Origin of the sequence: Bdellovibrio sp. HCB337 (assembly GCF_047302465.1) — a bacterium.
In the GTDB taxonomy this organism is placed as follows: Bacteria; Bdellovibrionota; Bdellovibrionia; order Bdellovibrionales; family Bdellovibrionaceae; genus JACMRP01.
Genome location: NZ_CP178621.1, coordinates 3,796,514 through 3,821,781 on the forward strand (window position 1 = coordinate 3,796,514; position 25,268 = coordinate 3,821,781).

Sequence of the window (25,268 nt, forward strand, 5' to 3'; positions counted from 1 at the left end):
TTTATACCGCTATTTTTGGTTTCACTTTAGGAATATTTTCAGCCAACGTACTCCATAAAGACTCTACCCGTTGTTCAACACGGGCATCGACTTCGCCGTAGTTCGTTTCAACAATGCAACCACCTTTAGTGATCTCGTCGCTTGGTTCAAATTTGATTTTCTTTAAGAATTCAAATTGACGGCCACTTTGCTTTTTCAATTCTTCCACGAATTCATGCTGCTCAGTCGCAACACGAACTGTGATGTTTTCCTCGTCTTGTGCCAGCGTTACCGCGCCACGAAGAACTTCCAGAAGACTCTGATCGTTCTTTTCAACTTCTACGCGTGCGATTTTATTGGCGATTTGGAAAACCAATTTGACCAAGTGGGCTTCATTGAAATTCAAAACTTCTTTTTTGGCATCTTCCAAAGATTTTAAAAGGCCCTCTAAAGCCTGTAACTGTTCTTCGATTTCTCGAGAAAACTTTGTGAAAGCTTCATGACGACCTTCGCTGATACCTAATTCGTAAGCTTCCTTGTAAGCACTTTCTTGGACTTCCTTAAGAAGTTCCAATGCACGGGCTTCAGTTTTTTCCTCTTCAGTGATTTTCTCGAGTTCATCAACACCGGTCTGAATCCGAATGGTTTCATTCAAACGGAAATCAGAACCGTGCTTTTTGGCCTCGAGATAGTCCAATGCTTGCTTAGGGGTGCCGAGTTCGAACTTTTTAGGTACGTACTCAAGCACCACTTCTTTGGCCGCAATTTTAGGGAGAACGGCTCTAGACCATGGCATCTTCTGAACCGCCTCTTGCAATCAAGATCTTTCCTTCGGCTTCGAGTCTTCGAGCCGCATTCACGATCTCTTGTTGTGCTCCCTCTACGTCGGACAGACGTGAAGGTCCCATATTCGATAAATCTTCGCGCAACATTTCGGCCGCACGAGCAGAGATATTCTTGAAGATCTTCGCTCGAATGTCTTCGTTCGCTGTTTTGAGAGCGAGCAGAAGCTTGTCGTTCGGAACTTCTTTGAGAAGTGCCTGGATACCGCGGTCGTCGATCTTGACGATATCGTCGAAGACGAACATAAGTTTGCGGATCTCTTCGGCCAAGAGAGGATCTTTCTCTTCCAAACGAGACATGATCGAAGTCTCTGTATTTTTGTCCATAACGTTGAGCATTTCGGCCACCGGTTGAACACCACCCAAAGCGGCTTGTTCGACGGTTGCAGTGTTTGCCAACTGATGTTTCAAAACTTTATCGATTTCACGGATCAACTCAGGATCTACGTGTTCCAAGTTCGCCATACGAAGTACAACTTCGGCTTGTAGAGCTTCTGGTAAACGTTTCAGAACCTCGCCTTTTTTCTCTGGCTCTAAGTGCGCCAAAATTACGGCTACGGTCTGAGGATGTTCGTTCACCAAGAAAGTTGCCAACGACTTGGCATCGACCATCTCCAAACTCTCCAAGGATCTCTGACCACCGGTCGTGATATTCAAACCCCCGAGGATGCCGCGGGCACGTTCTTCGCCCAAGGCATCGACGATAACGTCTTTGCTAGAAGTTTGTTCCGAGAAGATATAATCCTCCGTCTCAGAAATCATTTCATAGTACTCTTCCAAAACGCGTTTAGTAACATGCACAGGTACAACGCGGTATTTGGTCATTTGATTGATCAATTTACGGATATCACCATCGTCCAAACGCTTAAGAAGGATTCTTAATGCGTCTTTACCGAGATAATTGATAAGGATTGCGGCCTTATCAAAACCTTTTAGATTCTCATACTCAACATTGTCGACTTTTATGAGCTTCATCGGTCATCCTTTCTCACGAGCCACATACCAAACGCATTTCCGGCTTTTTCTTCATCAACATTGATAATGCCCATGATGCGATCTTTAAGAAGTTCACTTTCGGCTTTTTCAGGGTCAATAGACTCTTGCAAAACTGGCAGAGCAGAAGACATCCCTGGCAATGTATTGTCCACGGACTGAAGCTCTTCGAGCTCTTCGATCGTTCTTGGCAACATCTCCTCGACAGAGTCTTGGAAGCTGTCGGTAATCCATTGCATGAATGGACGAACCACGATGAAGAAGAAAAGAACCAGAGTAAAGCCCAACAATGCCCACTTGAAGAGAGCATGAATGAACTTCTTACGTTCTAAATTCGTCAAAAGCTTCTCGGACTCTGAGAAGTCTTCAGCTTGGAACTGAATATTTTCGATCTTAACATTGTCGCCACGAGCCGCATTAAAGCCGATAGCATTTTTAACCAAAGACTCGTATTTTGCGAGCTCCTCTGCTGGACGAGGAACGTATTTAGTCTCGGTCGTTCCATCTTCTTTAGTCGTCGTTTGCATCATACCATCAACGACAACGGCAACACTGATACGCTCAAGATTTCCGGCCGCTTCTTTGACGTTACGAATTGTTTTTGGAACTTCAAAGTTGGTTGTCTTGATTTCTTTCTTAACATCTTGCTTGAAACCGACTTGGCCAGCATCTTCTGCGCCTGGAAGATTAGCACGAGACCCCGGAACACCGGCTGGATTCGTACGTGAGCCATCCAAAGACTCTTCTTCACTTTGTTGACTGCGGATTGCTGTTTTGTCTGGATCAATAAGCTCTTCTACAGAACTTACGATACGGTGATTGAGTGTCGCATCGACTTTCGCGATGACTTTTGCGTGACCCACCACCTTCGACAAGATGGATTCGATACGATCCTGAAGTTCTGATTCAACTTTCGCTTTCAAATCCAAGAGTTCATCAGAACCAGCTACAGAGCCATCGCTCTTACGAGTTAGAACTTTACCACGCTCATCTAATACCGTGACCTTGTCGGCATCAAGACCTTCCACGGCGTTAGCTACCAAATAACGAATCCCGCGGATTTGGTCCGCAGTCAGTTCTTTACCTTGATGAAGTTCTAAAACAACGGAAGCTGTCGGGTGGCCACCCTCTTCTAAGAAAGTTTTCTTATTTGGAAGAGCCAAAATCACCTTGGATTGTTTCACGGCGGTCAAGGTGTTGATTGCTCTCATCAACTCGCCCTGAAGAGCTCGTTGATAGTTGATTTTTTGTGCGTATGAGTTGATTCCGAAGTCTTGCTTTTCAAAAAGCTCAAGACCCACGCTTCCCATTTTTGCAGAGCCTACTTCCGACATCAAAGTCATTTGTGTCGAGTATAAAAGCTCCTTCGGAACCAAGATGGATTTACCATCTTCGCTCAAACGATATGGAATGTTCATCCCATTTAACTTCGCAGCCATCGTTGTGATTTGGTCAGGAGCAATGTCCTTAAACAAAGCAACGTAGTCTCTGCCTGAAGCCATGAAGATCATGGTCATCAGTGTGATGAGTGAAATCACTGTGACAGCAATGATAGAGAGTTTCTTGGTAGGACCCAAGTTTTTGAAGAACTCTCTGAACTGAATTATGATACCGCCGAAAATCTTATTCAAGTTACGTCCTTTGTTGTCCTAAATTAAACCTGCATCTTCATGATTTCTTGATAAGCATCAATGATCTTATTTCTTACTTGCACCATTACACGCAAAGCGATGTCTGCTTTTTCAGTCGCAATCATCACATCTGCAACGTTGTCGGTTCTTCCAGTTGCTAAATCTTGAGCTGCTTTATCAGAAGCTTTTTGCAATTGATTGACGTTTTCGATCGCACCCTTCAGAGTATCGGCAAAACTCGCACCTTGAGTTTCACCCACCGAACCCGGCGATAGTGGTTGATCAATAGTCAGAGATTTTGAATCACGAATTGCGCCCGTGTCCAAAAACTTATTCGCATTTGTTACTGTAAAGCCTGCCATGGTCTTTCCTTACTTTTATTCTACTCTAGAAACCCTACAATCCGTTACTCATTTCAAATAGTTAAGCTTACTTACCGACCAATCTCGAGACTGCTCAAAGCCATGTCTTTCGTTGCCTGCATAGCTGACACGTTCGCCTCATACGAACGGCTAGCTTGTATCATATTGGTCATCTCTTCCATGAGGTTGATGTTTGGATATGCAACATATCCTTCCTCATTTGCATCAGGATGATCCGGTTCGTACTTTAAAAGCGGAGCTTTTTGATCCGAGATGATGTCACTGACCTGGACCCTCTGAAAATTAGAGTTCGCAGCTGTCGGAGAAACAATTTCACCGAAGCTTTTTGCGTCCGGCATAGATTCGAAAACCACGTCTTTACGGCGATAAGGGCCGCCCTCTGGAGTTTGCGTGGTATTAATATTAGCGATGTTGCTAGAAATAGTATTCAAACGCATTCTTTGCGCTGCCATACCACTTCCGCTAATTCTCATTCCCGTAAAAAAGTCAGCCATCCTAGCCTCCCTTTAAAAGTTACTTCAACTCCGGCCCGCTGGGCCTGCGTTCTGTCGGCATGCGCCGATACTATCTATCACCGATTGCGTATTTTAATGCTGCCATCTTTTTGTTGATCAGTTGCAACGCCGTTTTGTACAAGATTGTATTCTCGGACAAGGTCGACATTTCTTTTTCAAGATCGACCGTATTGCCGTCGTTGTTGATCGCACCTTCTGGGTTTTCATAAACATCGGGTCTTACAGCAGCAGATTGTCCACCAACTGAAATGTGATCTCCGCTGGTCGTGCTCATATTACGAAGACCATCGATATCCATCGCTCTGCCAAGAGCTGCTTCGAAATCTACTTTCTTAGCGTGGTATCCTGGCGTCTCCGCGTTGGCGATATTTGCAACCGTCACATTGTTGCGAAGTTGTCGCATCGCTAAAGAGGTCGCAAGCGCATTCGTTGTTTTATCGAATAAACTCATACTAAACCTGCCTGTCTGTACTCGTTAATTTTATTTCGTAAAGTGCGGATGCTAATGCCGAGGATTTCTGCCGCGCGAGTGCGGTTTTGCTCCGTCAGTTGCAAAGTCTGTAAAATTAGTTTTTGTTCTACTTGTGATAAAGTCATGCCCGCGAAGCCTACGGACTCGTCCAAGGATTCTGGGCTTTCGATAGCGATGTGGGAAGCCTGAATAACTGAGCCTTCGGCCAAAATCACCGCGCGTTCCAAAACATTTTCCAATTCGCGGATGTTGCCAGGCCAGCTCCATAGTTTCATCTTCTCAAGTGCCTCGGGGCTTAATACCAAATTAGATTTTTGATGAATGATCGCAAATACGCTTACCAAGTGCTTTGCCAAAATTTCTAAGTCACATAATCTTTGACCCAAAGCTGGCAACTCCAGGTTAAGAACCGTAAGACGATAATAGAGATCCTCGCGGAATTGCCCTTTTTGGACCATGCTCTTCAAGTTGCCGCGGCTAGAAGAAACTACACGTATTTTTTCCAACGTTCCGGAGCTCTCTAGGGCCTCGAACAAACTCTTTTGTTGTTGAGGACTTAAACGATCAATATTTTCCAAAAGATAAGCACCACGATCGCTATTCTCGAAGAAGGCTGAAAAATTGAAATTTTCAGCAATCTCGGATGCATCGATGTAGGCACATTCTACTGGGTTCAATAAATACTTCGCCAAAGTAGTTTTGCCAGTCCCTGTAGGACCACAAATCAAGACGTTAGCACGAGAAGAACGTACTGCTGGCAGCATCTCCTGCACTTTTTTTACTTTATCGTCTGCAAATTCTAAATTCACAAAATCCATGACAGACATAATTCCTCTACTGTTGTTTCGACATTGCGGGAATGCGATCAATATACTTTTTATAATCGCCTCGCCACTCAGAGTTTTTCAGCTGCTCTTGGGCAAGGTTGTACCAAAACTGACTCTTATGACTTTTCAACTTACTCCAAACATCGGCAGCTTTTTGCACATCGCCTTTTTTGAAATAAATCTGCCCCATCTTGTAACGGATAGAAGCCAAAGGTCTTTTTTCTTCATATGTATTTAACAACTTGTCGAAAGCACCAATTGCATTTTCGCCATCGTTTTTATCTAGGTAGAGCTGACCTACCATCTCTAAGCTTTTTGCATGAACGTTTTCTGGAACGTTTTTAGAATCGGCCATTAATACATCAACTTTTTTCAAAGACTCGATCGCTGACTCTGGTTTGCCTTGCTTGACTTCAAGCTGTGCTAATCTTAAATAAGGTTCTGCCACCAAGTGAGCTTGACCTTTCCATGTGCGCAAAAGTTCCGTCAAATAGCGAACTGAAGAATCAAGATCGCCACGTTTTTCCAACAAATCCACAGCAATACGCACACGTTCAATTTGTTGATCTTCGCTCAGATTTTCAGGTGTCTTAATATTCTTTAAATAGTCATAAGACTGATTGAGCTTCTTTTGCTGATACGTTGTCACCGCCAAACGCAGATTCAATTCATCTTCGGTTGGTTTCTGATTGGTGATCGCCAATTCTTTTTCTCTTTTAGAACCTTTAATTGCGTAAACTTGATTCAAAACATCGCGATAGTGCTTCTCGGCTTCACTATTAGCCCCAGCCATTTCAAAGGACTCTGCTAAATAGAAACGAGTATCGATGCGATCATTGTTTTTAAGCCAGTTCTCGGCATACTTGCTATGAGTTTTCAAAGCTTTGATGAAATCCCCAGAAGCCACTTGATCGTGAATTTCATCTGTGATGTTGCCAATGATACGTTTTTTAAATAATTCGCGATCTACAGACGTTGGATTTTGCTGATAATAGTCCGTCAGCAATTTGATCGCCTTCTCATGCTCTTTGCGGGCGCCATAACCTTCAGAGATCATAATAGTACCGAACTGCTCGATGTTTGGGATATCGAGCTTCTTCACCAATGACAAAATCTCTTTGGTCGCAGCTTCGGTTTCTTTTGGCTTCATGCCCTTCATACGAGCGCTGGTCAGACGTAAGCGCGCGACAATGGCATTGTTACTTTCGCCATAACGGAAATAAGTTTCAAGATATGCGCCCATTACGCGAGCTTTATCCGCACCGAGAATATCAAGAAGTTCTCCCATACGAGTCATGGCAAACGCAGCGTGCTCATGAGAAGGGAACTTTTTCATGAATTCTAAATACACATCCAAAGCTTGACGGTAGGCACCCATTCCGAAAAGAGCTTCAGCTTGGTTGTAGTAGGCATTTGGATATTGGTTCTGGAAATCAGGGAATTTTTTGATGGCTTCTTTATAAGTATCAACAGCCTTTTGGTAATTTTTTGCCTGAACGTAAACATCACCTTCACGATAAGCTGCCTCTGCTTTGATTTCTTTGTGAGCGCTATCCTTCGCAAGTTTTGAAAAAATCTCGGCAGCTTCTTGGTGACGATTCAGCTTCATGTAAGCTACGCCAGTTCCCATTCGCGCCAAGTCGTTAGAGACTGCATCAGGCTTGCCTGCATAGTTTTTTTCGATATGTTCGTTGAACAAACGAATTGCATCGAGGGAATCGCCTTTATCCAAAGCCATATTTCCCAACATCAACGAAGTTCTTTCAACCAACGGTGATTTTGGATTTTTCTGAATGGCTTGTTTGTACTTAACTTGAGCGATCTCGTAGTACTTTGGATCTTCTTTATCTTGCCATAATGTTTTGTATACATCGGCAGTCATGAAGTCGATCAAGCTGTCGTATTCTGATTGAGGATACTTATTATGAAACCACTCCTCAGTTTTAAGGTAAGTTGCATAACGTTTGTTTTCAAAAAGCGTCCATAACAAGCGAGCTTGTTTATTTTCATCCGTATTTTGTGGAGCGATTTCATAAATAGGAGCAGCTGTTTTCATCTTCTCCCAATAGTGATTCTCGGCACGAATCATAGGATACGGGATGAAGTAACTATCTTTGCTGCGGATGATAGAGTCTTCTTTGATTTCGTAGTCTTTTATTGAGAAGCGTTCAAAGTTAGGATCGCCACCGTCAAAAAGTCCAGAACGGCTCGGTGTAGAATCATGAGAGTTCGCACCATCATTTTTCACAACCAACACATCCGCAGTCGCAGGCTTACGAGCCTTGCCATCTTTTCCAGGTTTAGTGACTGCAGTTTTCTCTTTCTCAGAAGTTTCCGCAGGCTTAGCTCCTTTTTCAGGAAGCTCAGTAACGGCTGGCTTACCAGCTGAAGCCTCTTTCTTAGGAGCAGGAACTTCCGCAGTTTTCACTTTATTCTGAGAGTTCACATAAAAATCAACAATGAGGCGCGAAGGTTGATCTGTTAAGTAGTCAAAACTTTCAACTTCATCACCAGAAACTTGAAAGCTGACGATGTATTTGCCGTCTGGTCCAGCTTTATCAACACTGACATTAGTAACCATGTCACTTTTGAAAGAGGCAAGTTTGCGCAAAGAAGCTTCATCCATCGCACTGACGGTTAACTGCAAATAAGTTTTACCGCCTTTTTCCGCACGACGAAGGTCATAGTCCCAATTCTGCTGACCGGTGAGTTCCAAATGCACAGTATCCCCTTGATCTTGGATCAAGCCGGAAACTTTTTCCGCCTGTGCTGCAGACGCGGAAACTAGACTAATGAGCAGGCTAACAACGCTGATTCGCAATTTCAATTTGCTCACTCCTTGAACAAACTTTAAAGACAGTCCATCAGAAATACTCCATTGCACCTTGTGTGCCAGGCCAGAAACAGGCTCCATGGCAAATATTTTCCAGCTGGGCAAAAATGACCCATTGATTTTTGTCGGTATCCGACAAACTCATGACACTCGTTGAAAGTCGAGATCATCCAAAGTCCGGAAGTGATTTCAAGTACTGAGGATTTTTAGTTTTTTGGCCGATGAGCATAGCATGAAAAACCATCTGCTCAGAAATCTCATATTCTGTTCCGCGGTGTTCCTGTTGGGAGCCTGCGTGTCTGTGAAAATTCCGACAGGAACTGGTACACCTGCAAAGGATGTGAAGTACACAGATCCAGGAAAACCGTATGAAGATATCAAAGTGTCTTCAGCAGATAAGGCGTGGTTAAGCGCAAAAACAGGAAATACCATTTCATTTATTTCTGACTGTAATGGTACTGCAGATCCAACACTGCAACAGCTTGAAGGTGAGCCCCTGGCTGTCTTGGATAAACTCAAAATCTTAAAAAGTGACAACGTTACCTTTAATGGCCGCGAAGCTTTGCATACACAAGCGCAAGGCGAAGTGGATGGCGTTCCTGTAAAAACAGAACTTGTGGTCTTTAAGAAAAACAATTGCAACTACACACTCAGCTACGGTGGTCTTCTTAAAAACTTCGACGACGAAGCCAAAGTCTTCGACAAATTCAAAGAAAGTTTTAAGGCGCCTTAATGGAACAATTCGCACTCCCTTTTACCGCATTCTTACTTGAGATCGTCTACTTCTGCGGCGGTCTTGGTATGCTTACGGGTCAGGTGATGCGTGAAACCTTTAAAGGTAAGATCTATTGGAAACTGGTGATAGAACAAATGTATCAAGTGGGGTATCGCTCGGCTCCTTTGGTGCTGATCACCTCTGGCAGCATTGGCATGGTAATGGCATTGCAGTTCGGTCTAGGTCTGGAGAAATTCGGCGGTAAGCTTTACGTTCCTAAACTTGTTGCCGCGACAATCTTACGCGAAATCGGTCCGATGTTCACAAGCTTGATGCTAGCGGCTCGTGTAGGTGCTGGTATCGCCAGTGAAATTGGTTCGATGGTTGTAACACAACAAATAGACGCGATCCGTGCTTTGGGTACTTCGCCTATTAAGAAGATCGTGATTCCAAGAGTATTGGCATGTCTTATTACTTTGCCCGTTCTTGTCGCCTTCGCAAATATCATTGGGAATCTTGGCGGTTTGATCGTTGGTGCGACAGAGCTGAACCTGGACCCGAACTTCTACTATATTAAGATAATGTCGACAGCAAGCCTTGATGATTATCTCTCTGGCTTCGGCAAAACCTTTTTCTTTGCCATGTTCATTTCTTTGCCTGCTTGTTACTTCGGCCTAAATGTTAAAAATGGCGCGAAAGAAGTAGGTATTGCTACCACAAAAGCCGTGGTGGTTTCTTCGATCTTGATCTTAATCGGTGATTTCTTCCTTTCAAAAGTTTTCTGGATGATTGTGAAGTGGCTATGATCGAAATCAAAGAATTCACAAAATCATTCGGCACCAAGGTAGTTCACAAAGGCATCACCTTTACCGTTAAAAAAGGTGAGTGCATGGGACTCATTGGTGGTTCCGGAACCGGAAAGAGCGTGATTTTGCGCAGTCTAATCGGTTTAGAAAAACCGGACAGCGGTAAAATTCTCATTGAAGGCGTCGATATCACTCATATGAACGAGCGCGAACTTCTCGAGGTCCGTAAAAAAGTGGCCTACGCCTTTCAAAATGGTGCACTCTTTGACTCTATGACGGTTTATGAAAACCTGGCGTACCCGCTTCGTGAACATTTTCAATACTCTGAAAAAGAAATTAAAGACCGTGTTCTTTCAAGCCTTGCCGAGTTCGGCCTTGAAGGAAATGAAAACATTTATCCAGCCAATCTTTCAGGCGGTATGCAAAAACGCGTGGGTCTAGTGCGCGCTATGATGATGAATCCACAAGTCATCCTTTATGACGAGCCTACTGCAGGTTTGGACCCTTTCAACACAAAGAAAATCCAAGACTTGATCTTACGCCTGAAAGCAAAGGGCGTAACATCAATTCTAGTGACTCATGATATGCCAACAGCCAATGCCGTTTGCGACAAAATGGCGATGATTCTGAATGGTAAAATCGAAGCTCAAGGAACGATGTCTCAACTGGACTCTGACAGCCTAAGTACGATTGCAAAGTTTATTGCGGGAGAGGAACTGTAAAATGGAAACGAACTTAAAAACCCAACTACGCGTCGGTCTTTTCCTTTCGATCGGTTTGGTTTTAATCCTAGGATCGATTTTCATGCTCGGAGCCGATAGAGCTTTCTTTAAAAGATATACCACGTTGCATGCGCACTTTGAGCAAGTACAGGGCTTGGCGGAAGGTTCTGTGGTTTCTTTCTCGGGGATTACAGTTGGTAATGTGACAGATATCAAGATCGTGCCTGGACAGAATTTGATCGACCTCGTTCTTTTAGTGGATGATGAGTTCATGCCACGAGTAACGGAAGGTTCTTTGGTAGAAATCCGTACTCAAGGTGCCTTGGGTGATAAGTATATCTTTATCATTCCGGGAGATCCTAAAGCACCACCGTTGAAAGATGGCGCCGTGATTGAGGTTGCGAAGGCTACGGACATCTTAGGAATTATCTCTGAGCGTGGTAACGAGGCTGAAAAGATCTTCGATATCATCAATGAGATGCATCGCTTTACAAAGTCTCTGAATGCAAATAGCCGTACTGACAAAATCTTAGAGAACCTCAGCACAGCTACAGCAAAGATCGACAAAACCGCTGCAGCTACTCAAAAACTAGCTGAGGGTTTAGGCGATGGCGGAAAGCTAAAATCAACTATGGACCGCTTAGACAGCGTTCTTACAAAGTTGGATAAAGGCCAGGGCACGCTGGGTGCATTGATCAACGACCCTACCGTGCATGATCAAATCAAATCCATGCTGGGTGGCTCTGCACGCAAAAGCTATATGAAAAGCCTCATGCGCACGTCGATTGAAAAAGGCGAAGAGAAGTAACCTTAGTTTTCGATTCTCAGATAGACCGGGTAATGTACAATTGCTGAACCTTCCGGTGCATCTGGAAATCTCCATGTGGAAAAGCGCGTCTTTACACAATTGTCAAAATCACTATTTCCCGTCGTTGAGCTTTGAACGATAGAGCTCACCGCTCTTCCATGACCATTGATTTTCAACGCAATAATCACTTTACCTTCCAGTCGTTGGGATTCTGAGAGCTTTTTTGCCTCACGCTCATAGCAACCACGGATCTCGCCAAGACCTGCACGGATCACACGACGGACAGCTTCGCGATCAATAGTCCCTTCGAAATGCTCCTCTGCGCCGCCAAGATCGATAGTTAGCGTGCCACCAGCTCCTAAAGAGTTCCCAGCGCCATAACCAACTCCTCGGCCTTTCGTTCCAACACCCGCGATACCTTGAGTGGCAGTGCCTTTACCGCCAGCCGCTGTATCTTTGAACTTCGAACCAATATCGTCGCCTGCACCGTCAGTACTCTTGCCACCTGCAACCAGATCTCCGGAGCCAGAGTAAGCTTTATCAAGATTCTTTCTCATACCGCCGCCACCAAAGGCCGAAAGCATTCCTACCTTGTTAGCGTCTTTATTCGCATTTTGAGCATTCGCAACCGTCGTCTCTTCTTGTTTAAGAGATCCCCCCTGTTTAACAGAAGTAAACTTCTTAGACTTAGCCACCTGCTTTGGTTTCTCTTCAATTTTTTCTTCAGCGGCATATCCTATTTGCACGTCTTCTGCGACTCTCGTTTTTTTCGATCCACTCTGGTCAACAGAAGGGGCCTTCTTATCGAAAACTACTTGAGCTATCACTTCATTCTTAGCCTCAGGCTCTGGTACTTCCATCTCCTGTGTTGAAATCACAAACGCAAGACCCGCGACCGCGAGTGTAGCTCCTAACCCACCCCACACAGCCTTGAAAGACCAGCGAGGTTTCGTTAGCTCTTCAAGCTTTTCACGTTGTGCAGGTTTTAATGGAACAAGTTCCTCCTGCTTAAACAGAACCGACAAACTATTTGCCGTTCCTTGAATCTCTTCGACGTATCTTTGAAGTTCAGGATCTTGAGCCACGAGGCGTTTGACTTCCTCTGCCTCAGCTCCGTGAAGTTCGCCCAGAGCGTACGCCGTGATTCTTGGATCTTCAGTATATTTTTTCATACGGCATCTCCTTGTGCTTTCGAGTTCTTCTGGAGAAGACCTTTACGCAGACTCACGACAGACTCGTGAATAAGCACTCCTACGTAAGAAACAGAATGGCCCGTGATTTCACTGATTTCTTTATAGGAAAAATCCTCTTGAAATCTTAAGCGCAGAACTTCTTGGTGAGTTTCATCAAGATGCGAAATCATCTGTAGTAACTGATTCTCTTCTTCGGCCTGAAGCATTTTGTTTAAAGCCAAAGCTTCTGTCGCAGCCAGTGGCACATCCTCAATAGGCGAAGTCTGTCTTTTACCTTCGCCTTTAATCCAATCAAGGCACAAATTACGAGTCACATTAAACAGCCAGGGACCTTCGCGACCTTCGATACGGGAGGAGCCTTCGCGCCAGAGTCTTAAAAAACATTCTTGCACAATTTCATGAGCCAAGTCTCTTGGTACTTTGCTAAACGCATAGCGGAGCAGACGCTTTTCATAAAGATGTAGAATGTCTGCAAACCACTGGTTTTTGTTCAAGCAACCTCCACTTCGGACTTGGTCATAGTAGCGACGATCCCTGGATCTTTTCCAGTCTTTTCTTAATTTTCCGCTCTAAAATAGAAAGGGTAATTCACCTCAGCAACACCTCCGGGTGGTGGATCAGGAAACTGCCAGTTTGCTAAACGATCTCTCACGCAATTCTCAACGGCCCTATTTCCAAGTGTCGAGCTTTTAACTCTGACATTCAAAGCTCTTCCTTGCTCTGCAATCGTCCACTCGATCACCACTTTGCCTTCAAGATTTTGAGTTCTGTTCAGCTTGCTCAATTCTCTTTCGTAACATCCGCGGATTTCACGAAGACCACCTCGAATCACTCGCCGCACAGCTTCGCGGTCAATGGTGCCGACAAAGTTTTCCTCATCGCCTGCTGCTTGAATAGAAACAGAGCCTTTTTCTCCAAGGCCCACACCGCTGCCATAGCCCGTGCCTCGGCCGTTCTTGGTGCCAAGACCAGTGATACCCACTGTCGAAGTTCCCTGCGCGCCATTCCCAACGGACTTAAGACGTCCGAAACCATCGCCAGCAATATCTTTATCTGCTCCGGCAGAACCTGTTGCCGTGTTTGCAGCACCAAGAATTTCTCCACTGCCATCATATGTTTTACTGAGACGCTTGCTGATACCACCGCTATTTAGAGCCGAGAACATTCCCATTTTGCTGACATCACGAGTCTTGGCACTGGCTGCAGGATTTGTTGTTTGTTTCACTCCACCTTTTTGTGAGGACTTCGCAGTCGCACCACCTGCTGCTTTAGATGCCGCGGGCTTTGTGATCTTCTCAGGTATCACCTGCTCTTCTACTACAACCTTTTGCACTGGCGCCTGAGGACGCGGAGTTGGTTTTGCAAAAATAATCTGCGCGGGAATCTCTTCTTGGAGTTCTTTGACGGGTTTCACAGACATCGTTGTGTATAGATAAAGTAAAATCATCGACACTGCGATCCCCGTTACCTCAGAGCTGCGAAATATCCACGGAGGAAGTGGTACTGTCGGCGGCTGAGGAACAAAACGGATATACAATTGCAAATCACTATTGGCGAAAGAAATAAAATAAATATCGCCTTGCTCGAGCTTAAGTGCAGAAGCTCCGACGACGTGCTGAACTTTGTCCTGCTGTCTTAACTCGTCATAGGGCGTCCGTCCGTCAGCGGTAATAAGTTCTATTTTCATATCCGGTGTTACAGCAATACGGGTTTCTAACCCCACTTCTAGTAACGGCCATCCCTGAGGGCACAAGCCGACAGGTAAAGAAAGTCCCGAGCTACCGTCTGCACCTACTCGCACAAGACCAGGCTTTGTATAGTGATAAGTTGTAAGCAGCCGCTCTTTCCACGTAAGAATCACTTCGACGACACTGCCTTTGCCTTGCCGAAGCTGAGTGCTAAAGTCTTGCGTTTCACTCCTCGGAGCAAAAGTCTTTTGCCCTTTCTTCTTTTTCCTAAACGATGGCTCCTCATTTGGAACCGATTTCATAACGGGAGACGCGATAGTAGGCTTTGGAACACTGACAGGAGAGTTCAAATATCACCTCACTTGTTAGTTGGGTTCTCCTACTAACAACGAGGGACCTTAGGTTTTCTTAGTGGCTTTTTTTAAGACAGAAAAGCACCGTTATTTTAATAACTTAGTCTTCGTCGTTTTCTGGCGCGATCTTCGAAATCACGTTTTTGAATTCTTGTTGGGCTGCTTGCTGATTCGGAACTTCACGACGATCTAAAGTGAAGCGAATGTTTTTAATAAACTGACGGCCCAATTTCTGATTGATTGCATGTTGGATCGGGTCCTTCATAAACGTCAATTGCTGCATCCACGAACTATTGCGAACCCAAAGATACAAAGTACCGCGGTAAAAGCCCACGGGCTCTGTATTTTGCGCGACCGTAGGGCCTACAAACTCTCCCCAACGAGCCCAAAGCTTCCAACGCATGAATTGTTCGGAAAGTGGCGAATTGCCGCTTTCAAACAAACGCTGAAGGACCTCAGAACCGAGGCTAAATTTGGATTTAGGATCTTGTTCACGCATAAAATAGCTCTAGCACAGCCACGGGCTTAAATCCTGTGAAAAAACTCCCCTGGTGGCCTTATCACTCCTTGTCAAGACCCCTAAGTATCTGTAGACAGGTCCAATGAATCCAAAGTCTACCAAAAAAATCAGTGTTGTTGGTGCCGGCCTTGCCGGAAGTGAATGTGCTCTGCAACTTGCTGAAATGGGTTATCAAGTCGTGCTCTTTGAAATGCGCGACAAGACTATGACCCCTGCACATAAAACCAGTAAATTTGCTGAGCTTGTTTGCTCGAATTCTTTTGGCAGCCTTGGTGAAATCTCTGCTCCTGGCCAACTTAAATGGGAAGCACAAAAACTCGGTTCTAAAATTCTTGAAGCAGCTTTTCATGCACAAGTTCCTGCGGGTCAAGCGCTCGGCATGGACCGCGAAGTGTTCTCAGCCAAAGTGACTGAGATGATTCGCAATCATCCAAATATCGAAGTTCGTAATGAAGTGATCAATAACCTCGAAGAAGTTCCCCGTCCTGCTGTAATCGCAACAGGTCCTTTGACTCATGATTCATTGGCTGAAAGCATGCAACGTCACTTCGGTAACGAGTTCATGTACTTCTTCGATGCGATCGCGCCGATTATTGAAACTGAGTCCATCAATACCGATATCGCTTGGAAAGCCGACCGTTATGACAAGGGCACCGGCGACTATTACAACTGTCCACTGAACAAAGAAGAATACGAACGCTTCATTGCAGAAGTAAAAGCCGCTAGAAAAATCGAACCTAAAAATTTCGAAACAACCGACTTCTTTGAAGGCTGCATGCCGATTGAAACGATGATTGATCGCGGAGATCAAACTCTGCGTTTTGGTCCGATGAAACCTGTGGGTCTTGATAATCCAAAAACGGGTCGCTATGCCTATGCGGTCGTTCAACTTCGTCAGGATAACAAAGAAGGCACTGCCTATAACATGGTGGGTTTCCAAACCCGCATGGCTTACAACGAACAAGTGCGTGTCTTCCGCATGATCCCTGGCCTTGAAAATGCCGAGTTCTTAAAGCTTGGTAGCATTCACCGCAATCTCTATATCAACTCTCCAAAGAGCTTGAGCTGTGATCTTTCCAGCAAACGCGATCCATGGTTGTTCTTTGCAGGACAAATCACCGGGGTCGAAGGTTACTTTGAATCGACCTGTGTAGGCTTGATGGTAGCTAAGTTCTTGGATCAAAAACTTCAAGACATGGTGTTCACTCCGCCACCACGCTCTTCGGCGATGGGCTCCCTTTTAGAAGCAATCACAGACCCTACTCGTGCTGAGCATTTCCAACCGACCAATATCAACTTTGCATTGCTCCCACCATTGGGCGAAGCCGATATCGCTGCTCTTCAAGAGAAGAAACTTCATCGGGACAAGAAGGCGCGCAAAGAAGTACAAATTCAAAAAGCACGAGAAGCGCTCCAGAACTGGATTTAATGTTCGCGAATTTTCATAGGCTATAGGTAATGGAACGCTTCGAACACAGGCGTTTTATAAAGATTTATTGATCTCGAACGTACACGAATCGTCCTCAAATCCAAAACTTGTTGGGACACCTCAAAATCATACACATACAAGTATTTATTTATAGAATTATTTCGATCTTTCAAGCACTTCGAACTCATGCTTTCTCTACATATGTCCGATCTTAAATTAGGACGTATAACCAAGGTATGAGGCCTATGAGCAACTCAGGAGTTTTCGACCTAGTAGCCATATCAACGAATCAGAGTTTCATCCAAAGATGTGCCCATCTCGCGTCTCGTTTTTCTTTCGACTTTTCTCATTATGACAACCCTGACACTTTCAGCAACGACACAACTGACGCTGGTTCCGTAAAGTGCTTTATCTTAGACTGCACAAAGTTCTCTAATATCCATGAGGCGGCAGGCCCCATTCAAGTTGCACGACAGATGATGGATAAGTCCTACATCATTTGTATTTTGGATGCTCGTGTGAAACCAGAACAAATGGAGCTCTTAAAAAAGTCTGGCGCGAACTTAATTATTTTAGATACAGAATTCACAAGTAACAGCAAATTAGAATTCATCACAAGCCAAGTCATTAAAAGTGCTTATCTGCCTATCAAGGTCACAGACCTTATTTTAGATTCTAGTTTGGAAGCCCCTTTGTACATGCTGATGCCGAAGAACCAAAAATATCTGAAGGTGTACAAACCAGGTCTTAATATTGGGAACGAATTCTTGTGTCGTTACGAAGACGCCGACGAACTCTATCTTCACCGCAATGACGTTTCCAAATGGTTGGAATATGTGAAATCCTTCCCTGCTGATGAAGAACATCAAGAAGTTCGAAATTGCCGCGCTCAATTTATTAAACTGCAGCAAGTGTTTTTAGATCTTGTTCTGATCCTGAGCGACCAGACAAGTTCAACTTCATTCTCAGATGGAAAATTACTGTTTGAAGACTGCAAGAAGTTTACAAAAGATCTTCTAACGTCTTTGGAAAAGGTCCGCTACCCATGGCAAATCATCAATAACTCCTCGGTGGGTGACTTTGGCTCTGTGGAAAGAGGCACCGCTATCGCCGCTTATGCAGGCCTTCTTAGCCGCAAAAGTAATATTGGCGAGCCCGAACGCGTGATGCTGGCCGCTCTTCTTTCAGATATCGGAATTTTGTTGCTGTCACCTGCTGCGACTGAAAAAATCCGTGAGCAAAAAGCCGGAAAGCTGTCTGCGGAAGAGAAAATGGAATTTGAAAAGCATCCGATTTTTAGCGTGAATCAGATTCTTTCTAAACGCATCCCTTTGGATGACGATGTTAGAAATATGATTATGCTTTCTCACGAACGCACAGATCAAAAAGGATTCCCTAACCAACCGTCTCCGAATAAAATCACGGAAGACAGTGCCCTCGTTCGCCTAAGCCAAGAGATCGACCAATGCTTGACTATTCGAATGGGTGACATCAAAAAAGATTTTGCGGCTGCGTTCCAAGCATTCATCGAGGCAAAACTGGAAGTTGGCGACGGTTACTCGCTGGCGACTCTCTACAAACTGCGTCCACACTTCAAAGTCACAAGCTAATCGCGAACTTTTGGTGACTTTTTGGCAATAAATTACATGGCCCTGTGATTGCAATATCCCTCGAGCGTGGCACCTTGCCACCACTTAGGGGGATTTTTAATGTTGCTACCAATTCTTATGTTACTAGGCTCGTCATTGAGCGCTTCTGCACAAGTTCCACCAGGAGTTCAAATTCAACAAATTCAAGCCAGAGGAAACGGTTGCCCGGACGGAAGTTATGCCGCAACGATCGCGCCTGATGGGCAAAGTTTTTCTTTGCTTTTTGATCAGTACATTGCCGAGTCCACTCCGCAAATGACTCTGGATCGCAAAACGTGCCAGATGCGTATTGATTTTGCGGTTCCTACAGGTTGGCAATACGCCGTTATTTCGGCGGACTATCGCGGTTTTGCCAGCGTCGAAGCAGGAGCCGTGGCCACTCACCAAGCGCTTTACTCTTTTGATGGCAGCAAACCACCGAATGAACGTCCCGGCTTTCAAGATGGCAGCAGCTATTCATTTAAAAACCAAAACTTCAACGGACCTTTCCAGGATAACTACTTCATCCGCAATCAAATTGATCCACGGATAGCTCCTTGGTCCCCGTGCGCAGCAAGAACGCAAAGTCTTTTTGTTTCGACGTTCCTAACGGCTCGTGCAGTGAATTGGCGACTTCCGGCTGCTTCGATCATCACTCTGGATACCGTTGACGGTCAGGTTCAATCGCAAAAGTACGGTTTGGTTTGGAGAAAATGCTCGGGCGTAGGCCCTCAACCCCAACCTCCGGGCAACACCCCTCCACCAACACGTCCTCCAAACAATCCTGGTCGCCCACCACGCTTCCCGTAACGAAGAAAAGGTCCTAAACTTTGCCCAAATTAAAAAAGTCAAAGTTTAGGCCGTAGATTTCTTCTTCTTTAGATTGCTGGATGACCTTATTCATAGAGCTCAGATTTTCAATCAAGAGCTCTTTGATTTTACTGACATCTTCTCGAGAGAGTGTGACCGCAGAAGAATAGTGCATATTGTTCTTCACATCGTTGTCGATGGACTGAATCGCGCGATTGCGCCAATTTATATGATGGTTCCTCACCTGCGGAGATTCCGAGCTTAAGTGAATATGCTTGGGACCAATTTCAAAGCTACGAAGGTCTTTGGCTTTTGCCAATCCCGTGTTTACTAAGAACTCTAGAATAGCTCTGACTTGAGACATAGAGATACCGAGCCGTTTAGAAATAGCTTCTGGGGACGCGAGCTCAGGAATCGACAAAGCCACATGAATGGCAGCAAACTGCCAACTGCAATAATATCGAAGCTCATCTTCTCCGGCGATAGCTTCCGTTTTTCCGACACGCTTTTTCAGCACTTGCCGATTTTTAAGAATTTGCGTCAGTTGATTTTGAAAATAGGTCTCTAGCGGCTTGGTTCCTGCTCGAGCTTTTTGGACTAACAATAGAAAATAGTGAGACTCTTCGTCATTGTGTCCTAAAAAATGATTTAGCTTCTCGGCCTGCTCAAGATTTAGAACCACTTTTCCATGCAAAACCTGAGATATGAAAGTGCTATGACACCCAATATACTTTGCCGCCTGCGACTTTAGGCCCTTTCTCTGACTTTTATCACCAAAGACTTTCAATAAATATGGCGAATATTCCTTAAAATCATAAACGCTTAAGATCATGATATTCCTAATTTATTTAGATTAACGTGAGTATTTTATAATATTAACTATAGCAAACTTATAAATTAAATCTATCGCATTTTTTTATAAGTTCGATACTGAGGTTGTCAGCAGCAATGATTGCTCTGTAAAACAAGAGGTACTTATGAAAAATTTAATCTTATTCATCTTATTATCTGTCGGTTCGTATGCAAATGCGGGTGCTATCAGTGGTGGCGGTGGCAAAGCTGTCGTCTGTCGAGATGCGAATGGAGAAATCACTTCTGCACAAACTCTAGATCTGTATGAAGGCCGCACTTTTTATGGATTGGACATTCCAGAGTCCGATAAGCTAATGAGACCCACACATATTCAGAAGGCTCTTGCTGCTATTCCTCTGAGCTCTCGTGGCCTCATTGAAGCGTACACTGGCAGTGTTCAAAGAAACATGAAAATCACTTACGGAGTCGAACTTGAACCTATTGATGATGCCCTCCTTATCGGTGTCCCAAGAGGCTGCAAAGCCGAGCAAGCAGCCAACTACTTTAACGACAATCAGATTTTAATTAATGGCGATATCTGGGATAAAATGCCATCGATCGAACAAGCGGCATTGGTTCTTCATGAAGCCGTTTATGCGACCGCAAGACTTAGTGGCGCCAAGGATTCTCAAAGATCCCGTCATGTTGTGGCGAATCTCTTCGATAGCGCTACTGCATGGATAGACCCAATGTATGCTGCCCCGACAGATCACCTAAAATGTATTGCCAAAGGGACTTACTTTTTAGCTTACAAAGCGGCTGATGGACGTTGGATACTCCAATTCCAAATGTTAGGCGGTCATCAAGTCATGAGTAAAAAGACCGTTGATGTTTTCCAATCAGAGTTTAATTTTGAAGAGGCAAAAAAATTTCCAATAATTAAAGGCGACGACAAAGTCGGTACAAAAATCGAATTGGGCACTTCTGCACGTTCTGATTTTGAAGACCAGGACATCGTCATCATGACCAAAAAATGGGAACCCGTTATTGATATCAACGGCCGCATTATCAAGGGTTATCAAACTCCGCGATACTACATGTCTTGGACATCAGCGACCTACCCAAGCACAAGCGCCTCTGCAGAACTCCTGAACTGCTCTTTGCAAATCCCTTAATCCTCATTAAAGTCGGGTTCTTGGCCAAATATCGAGCTGGACAAGAACCCAAATGCTTCCTTGCTCCGCGTAAATTTCCAGAAATCGGAAGCCGACTCCCAAAAGAGACCAGGTCCCTTTTGGGAAGGCGTTTCTTGTCTTAGAGGCTCTGGTAAGTTATCCTAAGTCGTTATTTTCACGAGGATAATTATGTCAGAGCAAAATACCAATTCGCTATCGGATCGCTACAACCCTCAAGAAGTTGAAGGCCGTGTTTACAAATGGTGGGAAGACGCCGGCTATTTCAAAGCCGAAGCTCGTTCTACCAAACCTCCCTTCAGCATCATTTTGCCTCCGCCCAACGTCACGGGCTTCTTGCACATGGGCCACGCTTTGGATCACACGATTCAAGATTTGTTGATTCGCTGGAAACGTATGAACGGTTTCAATGCGATGTGGTTGCCGGGAACAGACCATGCCGGTATCGCCACTCAGAGCGTTGTGGAACGTGAGCTTAAAAAGAATGAGCACGTAACACGTCACCAATTGGGTCGTGAAAAATTCGTAGAAAAAATCTGGGAGTGGAAACACCAATACGGAAATCGCATTTATTCACAAATGCGCCGCCTGGGTGATTCTTGCGACTGGGAACGCGCAACCTTTACTTTGGATGAAGGCGTTTCTAAATCTGTTCGCAAAGTTTTCGTTTCTCTTTACAAGAAGAACTGGATCTACAAAGGCCAACGCCTAATCAACTGGTCAGGCCCTCTAGAAACAGCCATCTCTGACTTGGAAGTAGAATACAAACAAGTGAAGGGCTCTTTGTGGCACATCAACTACCCTGTTGAAGGCTCTAGTGAGTTCGTAACCATCGCAACGACTCGTCCCGAAACACTCTTGGGCGATACTGCGGTTTGCGTAAACCCTGAAGACGATCGTTATAAGCACCTTATCGGTAAAAACGTGATCGTGCCTTTGATCAATCGCAAAGTAAAAGTGATCGCTGATACTTACGTGGATAAAAACTTCGGTTCTGGTGTTGTGAAAATCACTCCAGCTCATGACTTTAACGACTACAAGATCGGTAAAACTCATCATTTGGACTTCATCAATATCCTGACGAAGAAAACGACTATGAACGAAAACGCAGGCCCTTATCAAGGCTTGAGCGTTATCGAAGCTCGTAAAAAAGTTATTGAAGACTTAAAAGCACAAAACCTTCTAGTAAAAGAAGAACCACATGTGAACAACGTGGGTCACTGCTCGCGCTCAGGCGCGGTGGTAGAGCCTTTCTTGTCTGAACAATGGTTCGTAAAAACAGAAGGCCTTGCAGTGCCTGCTCGCCGTGTGGCTGAAAGCGGAACCATTCGCTTTGAACCTGAGTCTTGGACAAAAGTTTATCTTCACTGGATGAACATCATCGAAGACTGGTGTATTTCTCGTCAGCTTTGGTGGGGACATCGTATTCCTGCGTGGAACTGTGCTGATTGCGGTCACGTAACTGTTGCTGAAACAGACCCTGCAGAGTGTGAAAAGTGCCATAAGAAAAATCTTACTCAAGAAGAAGACGTTCTGGACACTTGGTTCAGTTCGGCTTTGTGGCCGTTCTCAACAATGGGCTGGCCTGAAGAGACTGAAACTCTGAAGACATTCTATCCAACCAGCTACTTGGTAACTGGCCACGATATTATTTTCTTCTGGGTTGCTCGTATGATCATGATGGGTCTTGAGTTCAAACGTGATGTGCCGTTTAGAACGGTCTACATCCACGGTTTGGTTCGCGATGCTCAAGGTAAGAAAATGTCTAAGAGTGCCGGTAACTCTGTCGATCCAGTTGAAATGATCGACAAGCACGGAGCTGATGCGCTCAGATTCTCGTTCCTAGCACACTTGTACTCTGGCAAAGACTTTAAGTTCTCGGAACAACGTCTTGAGGGCTACCGCAATTTCATGAACAAGATCTGGAATGCGGCAAGATTCGCACTCAGCCACTTGCAAGACTTCCAAGTTCCAGCAGATGGCGTGAAAGCTCTGCCGAACAAATCGCAGATCTCTATTTTTGATCAGTGGATTATTACGAAGCTTGCGGAAGTGGAAAAAACTGTGGAAGACGCCTTGGAACAAGAGCGCTTCTCAGACGCGGCAACAGCTTTGTATCAGTTCACTTGGAATCAATTCTGTGACTGGTACATCGAGTTCACAAAACCAATTCTGACTGGCACAAACAAAGAAGAACGTGCAGCAACTCAGTTGGTGATGGCGCAAGTTCTAAACCGCATGATGAGACTTCTTCACCCGATGGCTCCATTCATTACGGAAGAGATCTACCAAAAGCTTCCGATTCGTGGCCAAGCTTGTATCGTGGATCAATATCCAAATGTTCGTAACGATAAGGACTTGTTGGCATTGGGTTCTCAACAATCGGCTTACGAAATCGATATCGTAAAGGACGTTGTGACTGCGATCCGTAACATCCGCGGTGAAAACCGCATCAGCCCTGCTGAAAAACTCAATGTACGTTTGGGTATCACCGAAGCTGAGATGCAAAAGATCTTGGGTAACAACAAGACTGCTTTGATGACAATGGCTCGCCTTGGAAACTTGGACATCGGCGCTGACGGCAATATGCAGAAGTGTGCGGTGGCTCCGATTACTACCAAAAACGGTCAGATTAAAGTCATCATCCCACTTGAAGGCTTGGTCGACTTTGACGAGGAAATTAAGCGTATAAACAAGACGATCGAGAAGCTGGGTAAAGATATTTCATTACTGACCAACAAGCTCTCTAATGAAAAATTTATAGCAAATGCTGATGAAGACGTCGTAGCAGCCGATAAGGAGCTATTAGCTCACAGTAAATTGCAGCTGGAGTCCATGAAGGATGCTCTGGTACGTTTTCAATAAATAGGGGGTTGAAGTCCCGAGAGCCCGAGGCTATATAACTCATCGAGTCCTAAGTATAAGCTGGAAATAAGGTCCGGCGTTTCTATCCGTCACCGTAAAAGGCGGGCTATTTGGAGATAAGATGAAGAAAGCCTTTGCTCTCGCGACCCTCTTGTTCTGCTTACTCAGCTTCCACCAGTCATTCGCAGGTGGTTACCCTCAAGGTCCCGCTAAAAAGCTTACTCCAGGCCAACTTTGCGCCAATCCAAACAGCCACCGTTATCCAGAAGGAATTGCTTACTGCAATCGTGACGTAAGCCCCGCTCTGAAAAGACAAATCATTGCTAACTACGATAAATCTTTCGGTTACAACATCGAAGGCATGGATCGCAAAAACTTTAAAATTGATCACTACATCCCACTTTGTATGGGTGGCAGTAACGACATCACGAACTTGTGGCCTCAACATGTCAGCGTCTACACCTTGACGGATTCTTTGGAAGAAGCCCTCTGTGAAAAGATGGACTTGGGTCGCATCCTTCAGAAGGACGCAGTGATCTTGATCAAGAAAGCAAAGAACAACTTGAATCTCGTTGCTGAGATCAAGCTCTACGTTGACCATCTGTAATTCGTGGCTGACAAAAGTAAAGTCTACGAGACCTATAACAAAATCGGTTCATGGTTTGATAATGTACGCTCAAAGGACCTATCCTTTGAGCTTCATCATTTAGAGGCGCTGACTTCACACCTGCAAAAAGGCGCTAAAATTTTAGATCTTGGATGTGGCAGCGGTCGACCAATCGCTGCTTTTTTATTAGATCAGGGCTTCAAAGTCACAGCTGTTGATGGCAGTGCCCAAATGATCGAGCTTGCGAAACAATATATTCCCCAAGCAGATATTCGTCTGATCGATATGCGCAGTCTGAACCTTTCAGAAAAATTCGATGCGATCATTATGTGGCATAGTTTTTTTCATCTGACAGCTGATGATCAAAGAGCGATCTTTCCAATTCTGGAAAAGCACATAAATCCACAAGGCGTGTTGATGTTCACTTCAGGAACTACTCTCGGAGAAGTCTGGAGTGAAAATGGTGGCGAGAATCTTTATCACGCATCCCTAGATACTGCAGAATACCGCTCGCTTCTGGAAAAGCATCACTTCGAAGTGCTATCTCACACCGTTGAAGATAAAACGGCCGGCGGCGCTACGGTGTGGTTGGCTCGCCAAAAGTAAGGATCGATTCGAATCCCTGCCTAGACTCGTCTTCATAAAAATAGTCAAAAAGCGACAC

General features: G+C 44.8%; 24 protein-coding genes and 1 riboswitch. Of the genes, 11 read left to right on the forward strand and 13 right to left on the reverse strand.

Annotation, left to right across the window (positions count from 1 at the left end; genetic code table 11):
• Position 1: 1 nt before the first annotated feature.
• From ACLWBB_RS18285 to ACLWBB_RS18320, 8 genes are all read right to left on the reverse strand, one after another.
• Complete coding sequence (locus tag ACLWBB_RS18285) at positions 2-775, reverse strand: FliH/SctL family protein (RefSeq protein WP_413289006.1); 774 nt, start codon at positions 773-775, stop codon at positions 2-4.
• Positions 762-1,796 carry a flagellar motor switch protein FliG gene (fliG, locus tag ACLWBB_RS18290; protein WP_413289007.1) on the reverse strand — a complete coding sequence of 345 codons (1,035 nt, stop codon included), beginning with the start codon at positions 1,794-1,796 and terminating at the stop codon, positions 762-764. Before fliG ends, ACLWBB_RS18285 begins: the two co-directional genes overlap by 14 nt.
• Positions 1,793-3,445, reverse strand: coding sequence for a flagellar basal-body MS-ring/collar protein FliF (gene fliF, locus ACLWBB_RS18295; RefSeq protein ID WP_413289008.1), 1,653 nt, complete (start codon positions 3,443-3,445; stop codon positions 1,793-1,795). The genes fliG and fliF overlap by 4 nt, the downstream gene beginning before the upstream one ends.
• Before the next feature lie 23 nt (positions 3,446-3,468).
• The gene (gene fliE / locus ACLWBB_RS18300; RefSeq protein WP_413289009.1) at positions 3,469-3,807 is read right to left on the reverse strand and encodes a flagellar hook-basal body complex protein FliE; all 339 of its coding nucleotides are present in this window, start codon (positions 3,805-3,807) and stop codon (positions 3,469-3,471) included.
• 71 nt (positions 3,808-3,878) lie between these two features.
• Positions 3,879-4,322 (reverse strand): flagellar basal body rod protein FlgC, encoded by a 444-nt coding sequence (gene flgC / locus ACLWBB_RS18305; RefSeq protein ID WP_413289010.1) that lies wholly within the window; start codon positions 4,320-4,322, stop codon positions 3,879-3,881.
• Positions 4,323-4,392: 70 nt separating this feature from the next.
• On the reverse strand, positions 4,393-4,794 hold the full coding sequence (gene flgB / locus ACLWBB_RS18310; RefSeq protein ID WP_413289011.1) for a flagellar basal body rod protein FlgB: 402 nt from the start codon (positions 4,792-4,794) through the stop codon (positions 4,393-4,395).
• A complete protein-coding gene (locus ACLWBB_RS18315; RefSeq protein WP_413289012.1) occupies positions 4,791-5,642 on the reverse strand; it encodes a sigma-54-dependent transcriptional regulator in 852 nt (283 codons plus the stop codon). Before ACLWBB_RS18315 ends, flgB begins: the two co-directional genes overlap by 4 nt.
• A gap of 7 nt (positions 5,643-5,649) precedes the next feature.
• Positions 5,650-8,478 (reverse strand): tetratricopeptide repeat protein, encoded by a 2,829-nt coding sequence (locus ACLWBB_RS18320; RefSeq protein WP_413291624.1) that lies wholly within the window; start codon positions 8,476-8,478, stop codon positions 5,650-5,652.
• A gap of 229 nt (positions 8,479-8,707) precedes the next feature.
• On the opposite strand from ACLWBB_RS18320, the gene ACLWBB_RS18325 reads away from it, so the two are divergent.
• Genes ACLWBB_RS18325 through ACLWBB_RS18340 form a run of 4 tightly spaced genes read left to right on the forward strand, consistent with a single transcriptional unit; the run spans position 8,708 to position 11,526 of the window.
• Positions 8,708-9,208: a hypothetical protein gene (locus ACLWBB_RS18325; RefSeq protein WP_413289013.1), complete on the forward strand. Its 501-nt coding sequence runs from the start codon at positions 8,708-8,710 to the stop codon at positions 9,206-9,208.
• Positions 9,208-9,996, forward strand: a complete 789-nt coding sequence (locus ACLWBB_RS18330) for an MlaE family ABC transporter permease (RefSeq protein WP_413289014.1) — start codon at positions 9,208-9,210, stop codon at positions 9,994-9,996. Before ACLWBB_RS18325 ends, ACLWBB_RS18330 begins: the two co-directional genes overlap by 1 nt.
• Positions 9,993-10,718, forward strand: a complete 726-nt coding sequence (locus tag ACLWBB_RS18335; protein WP_413291625.1) for an ABC transporter ATP-binding protein — start codon at positions 9,993-9,995, stop codon at positions 10,716-10,718. The genes ACLWBB_RS18330 and ACLWBB_RS18335 overlap by 4 nt, the downstream gene beginning before the upstream one ends.
• 1 nt (position 10,719) lies before the next feature.
• Positions 10,720-11,526, forward strand: coding sequence for an MlaD family protein (locus ACLWBB_RS18340; RefSeq protein ID WP_413289015.1), 807 nt, complete (start codon positions 10,720-10,722; stop codon positions 11,524-11,526).
• 2 nt (positions 11,527-11,528) lie between these two features.
• Here the strand turns inward: ACLWBB_RS18340 and ACLWBB_RS18345 are convergent, their stop codons facing one another.
• From ACLWBB_RS18345 to ACLWBB_RS18360, 4 genes are all read right to left on the reverse strand, one after another.
• Positions 11,529-12,698, reverse strand: coding sequence for an AgmX/PglI C-terminal domain-containing protein (locus tag ACLWBB_RS18345; protein ID WP_413289016.1), 1,170 nt, complete (start codon positions 12,696-12,698; stop codon positions 11,529-11,531).
• Positions 12,695-13,213 (reverse strand): RNA polymerase sigma factor, encoded by a 519-nt coding sequence (locus ACLWBB_RS18350; RefSeq protein WP_413289017.1) that lies wholly within the window; start codon positions 13,211-13,213, stop codon positions 12,695-12,697. Before ACLWBB_RS18350 ends, ACLWBB_RS18345 begins: the two co-directional genes overlap by 4 nt.
• A gap of 62 nt (positions 13,214-13,275) precedes the next feature.
• Complete coding sequence (locus ACLWBB_RS18355) at positions 13,276-14,709, reverse strand: TonB family protein (RefSeq protein WP_413289018.1); 1,434 nt, start codon at positions 14,707-14,709, stop codon at positions 13,276-13,278.
• Positions 14,710-14,860: 151 nt separating this feature from the next.
• The gene (locus tag ACLWBB_RS18360; protein WP_413289019.1) at positions 14,861-15,259 is read right to left on the reverse strand and encodes a DUF721 domain-containing protein; all 399 of its coding nucleotides are present in this window, start codon (positions 15,257-15,259) and stop codon (positions 14,861-14,863) included.
• Positions 15,260-15,362: 103 nt separating this feature from the next.
• On the opposite strand from ACLWBB_RS18360, the gene trmFO reads away from it, so the two are divergent.
• The 3 genes from trmFO (at position 15,363) to ACLWBB_RS18375 (ending at position 19,147) form a co-directional block, all read left to right on the forward strand.
• Complete coding sequence (trmFO, locus tag ACLWBB_RS18365; RefSeq protein WP_413289020.1) at positions 15,363-16,709, forward strand: methylenetetrahydrofolate--tRNA-(uracil(54)-C(5))-methyltransferase (FADH(2)-oxidizing) TrmFO; 1,347 nt, start codon at positions 15,363-15,365, stop codon at positions 16,707-16,709.
• 245 nt (positions 16,710-16,954) lie between these two features.
• Positions 16,955-18,319: an HD-GYP domain-containing protein gene (locus ACLWBB_RS18370; protein WP_413289021.1), complete on the forward strand. Its 1,365-nt coding sequence runs from the start codon at positions 16,955-16,957 to the stop codon at positions 18,317-18,319.
• A gap of 99 nt (positions 18,320-18,418) precedes the next feature.
• Positions 18,419-19,147 carry a DUF4360 domain-containing protein gene (locus tag ACLWBB_RS18375; protein WP_413289022.1) on the forward strand — a complete coding sequence of 243 codons (729 nt, stop codon included), beginning with the start codon at positions 18,419-18,421 and terminating at the stop codon, positions 19,145-19,147.
• Between the two features lie 13 nt (positions 19,148-19,160).
• Here the strand turns inward: ACLWBB_RS18375 and ACLWBB_RS18380 are convergent, their stop codons facing one another.
• Positions 19,161-19,979, reverse strand: a complete 819-nt coding sequence (locus tag ACLWBB_RS18380) for a TIGR02147 family protein (protein ID WP_413289023.1) — start codon at positions 19,977-19,979, stop codon at positions 19,161-19,163.
• A 145-nt stretch (positions 19,980-20,124) separates the two neighbouring features.
• On the opposite strand from ACLWBB_RS18380, the gene ACLWBB_RS18385 reads away from it, so the two are divergent.
• From ACLWBB_RS18385 to ACLWBB_RS18400, 4 genes are all read left to right on the forward strand, one after another.
• The gene (locus tag ACLWBB_RS18385; protein WP_413289024.1) at positions 20,125-21,114 is read left to right on the forward strand and encodes a hypothetical protein; all 990 of its coding nucleotides are present in this window, start codon (positions 20,125-20,127) and stop codon (positions 21,112-21,114) included.
• A gap of 189 nt (positions 21,115-21,303) precedes the next feature.
• On the forward strand, positions 21,304-23,997 hold the full coding sequence (locus ACLWBB_RS18390) for a valine--tRNA ligase (protein ID WP_413289025.1): 2,694 nt from the start codon (positions 21,304-21,306) through the stop codon (positions 23,995-23,997).
• A 31-nt stretch (positions 23,998-24,028) separates the two neighbouring features.
• Positions 24,029-24,126, forward strand: a riboswitch (purine riboswitch).
• Positions 24,119-24,604, forward strand: a complete 486-nt coding sequence (locus ACLWBB_RS18395) for a hypothetical protein (RefSeq protein WP_413289026.1) — start codon at positions 24,119-24,121, stop codon at positions 24,602-24,604. It overlaps the preceding riboswitch by 8 nt.
• Before the next feature lie 3 nt (positions 24,605-24,607).
• Positions 24,608-25,210 carry a class I SAM-dependent methyltransferase gene (locus ACLWBB_RS18400; RefSeq protein WP_413289027.1) on the forward strand — a complete coding sequence of 201 codons (603 nt, stop codon included), beginning with the start codon at positions 24,608-24,610 and terminating at the stop codon, positions 25,208-25,210.
• The last annotated feature ends 58 nt before the right edge of the window (positions 25,211-25,268 follow it).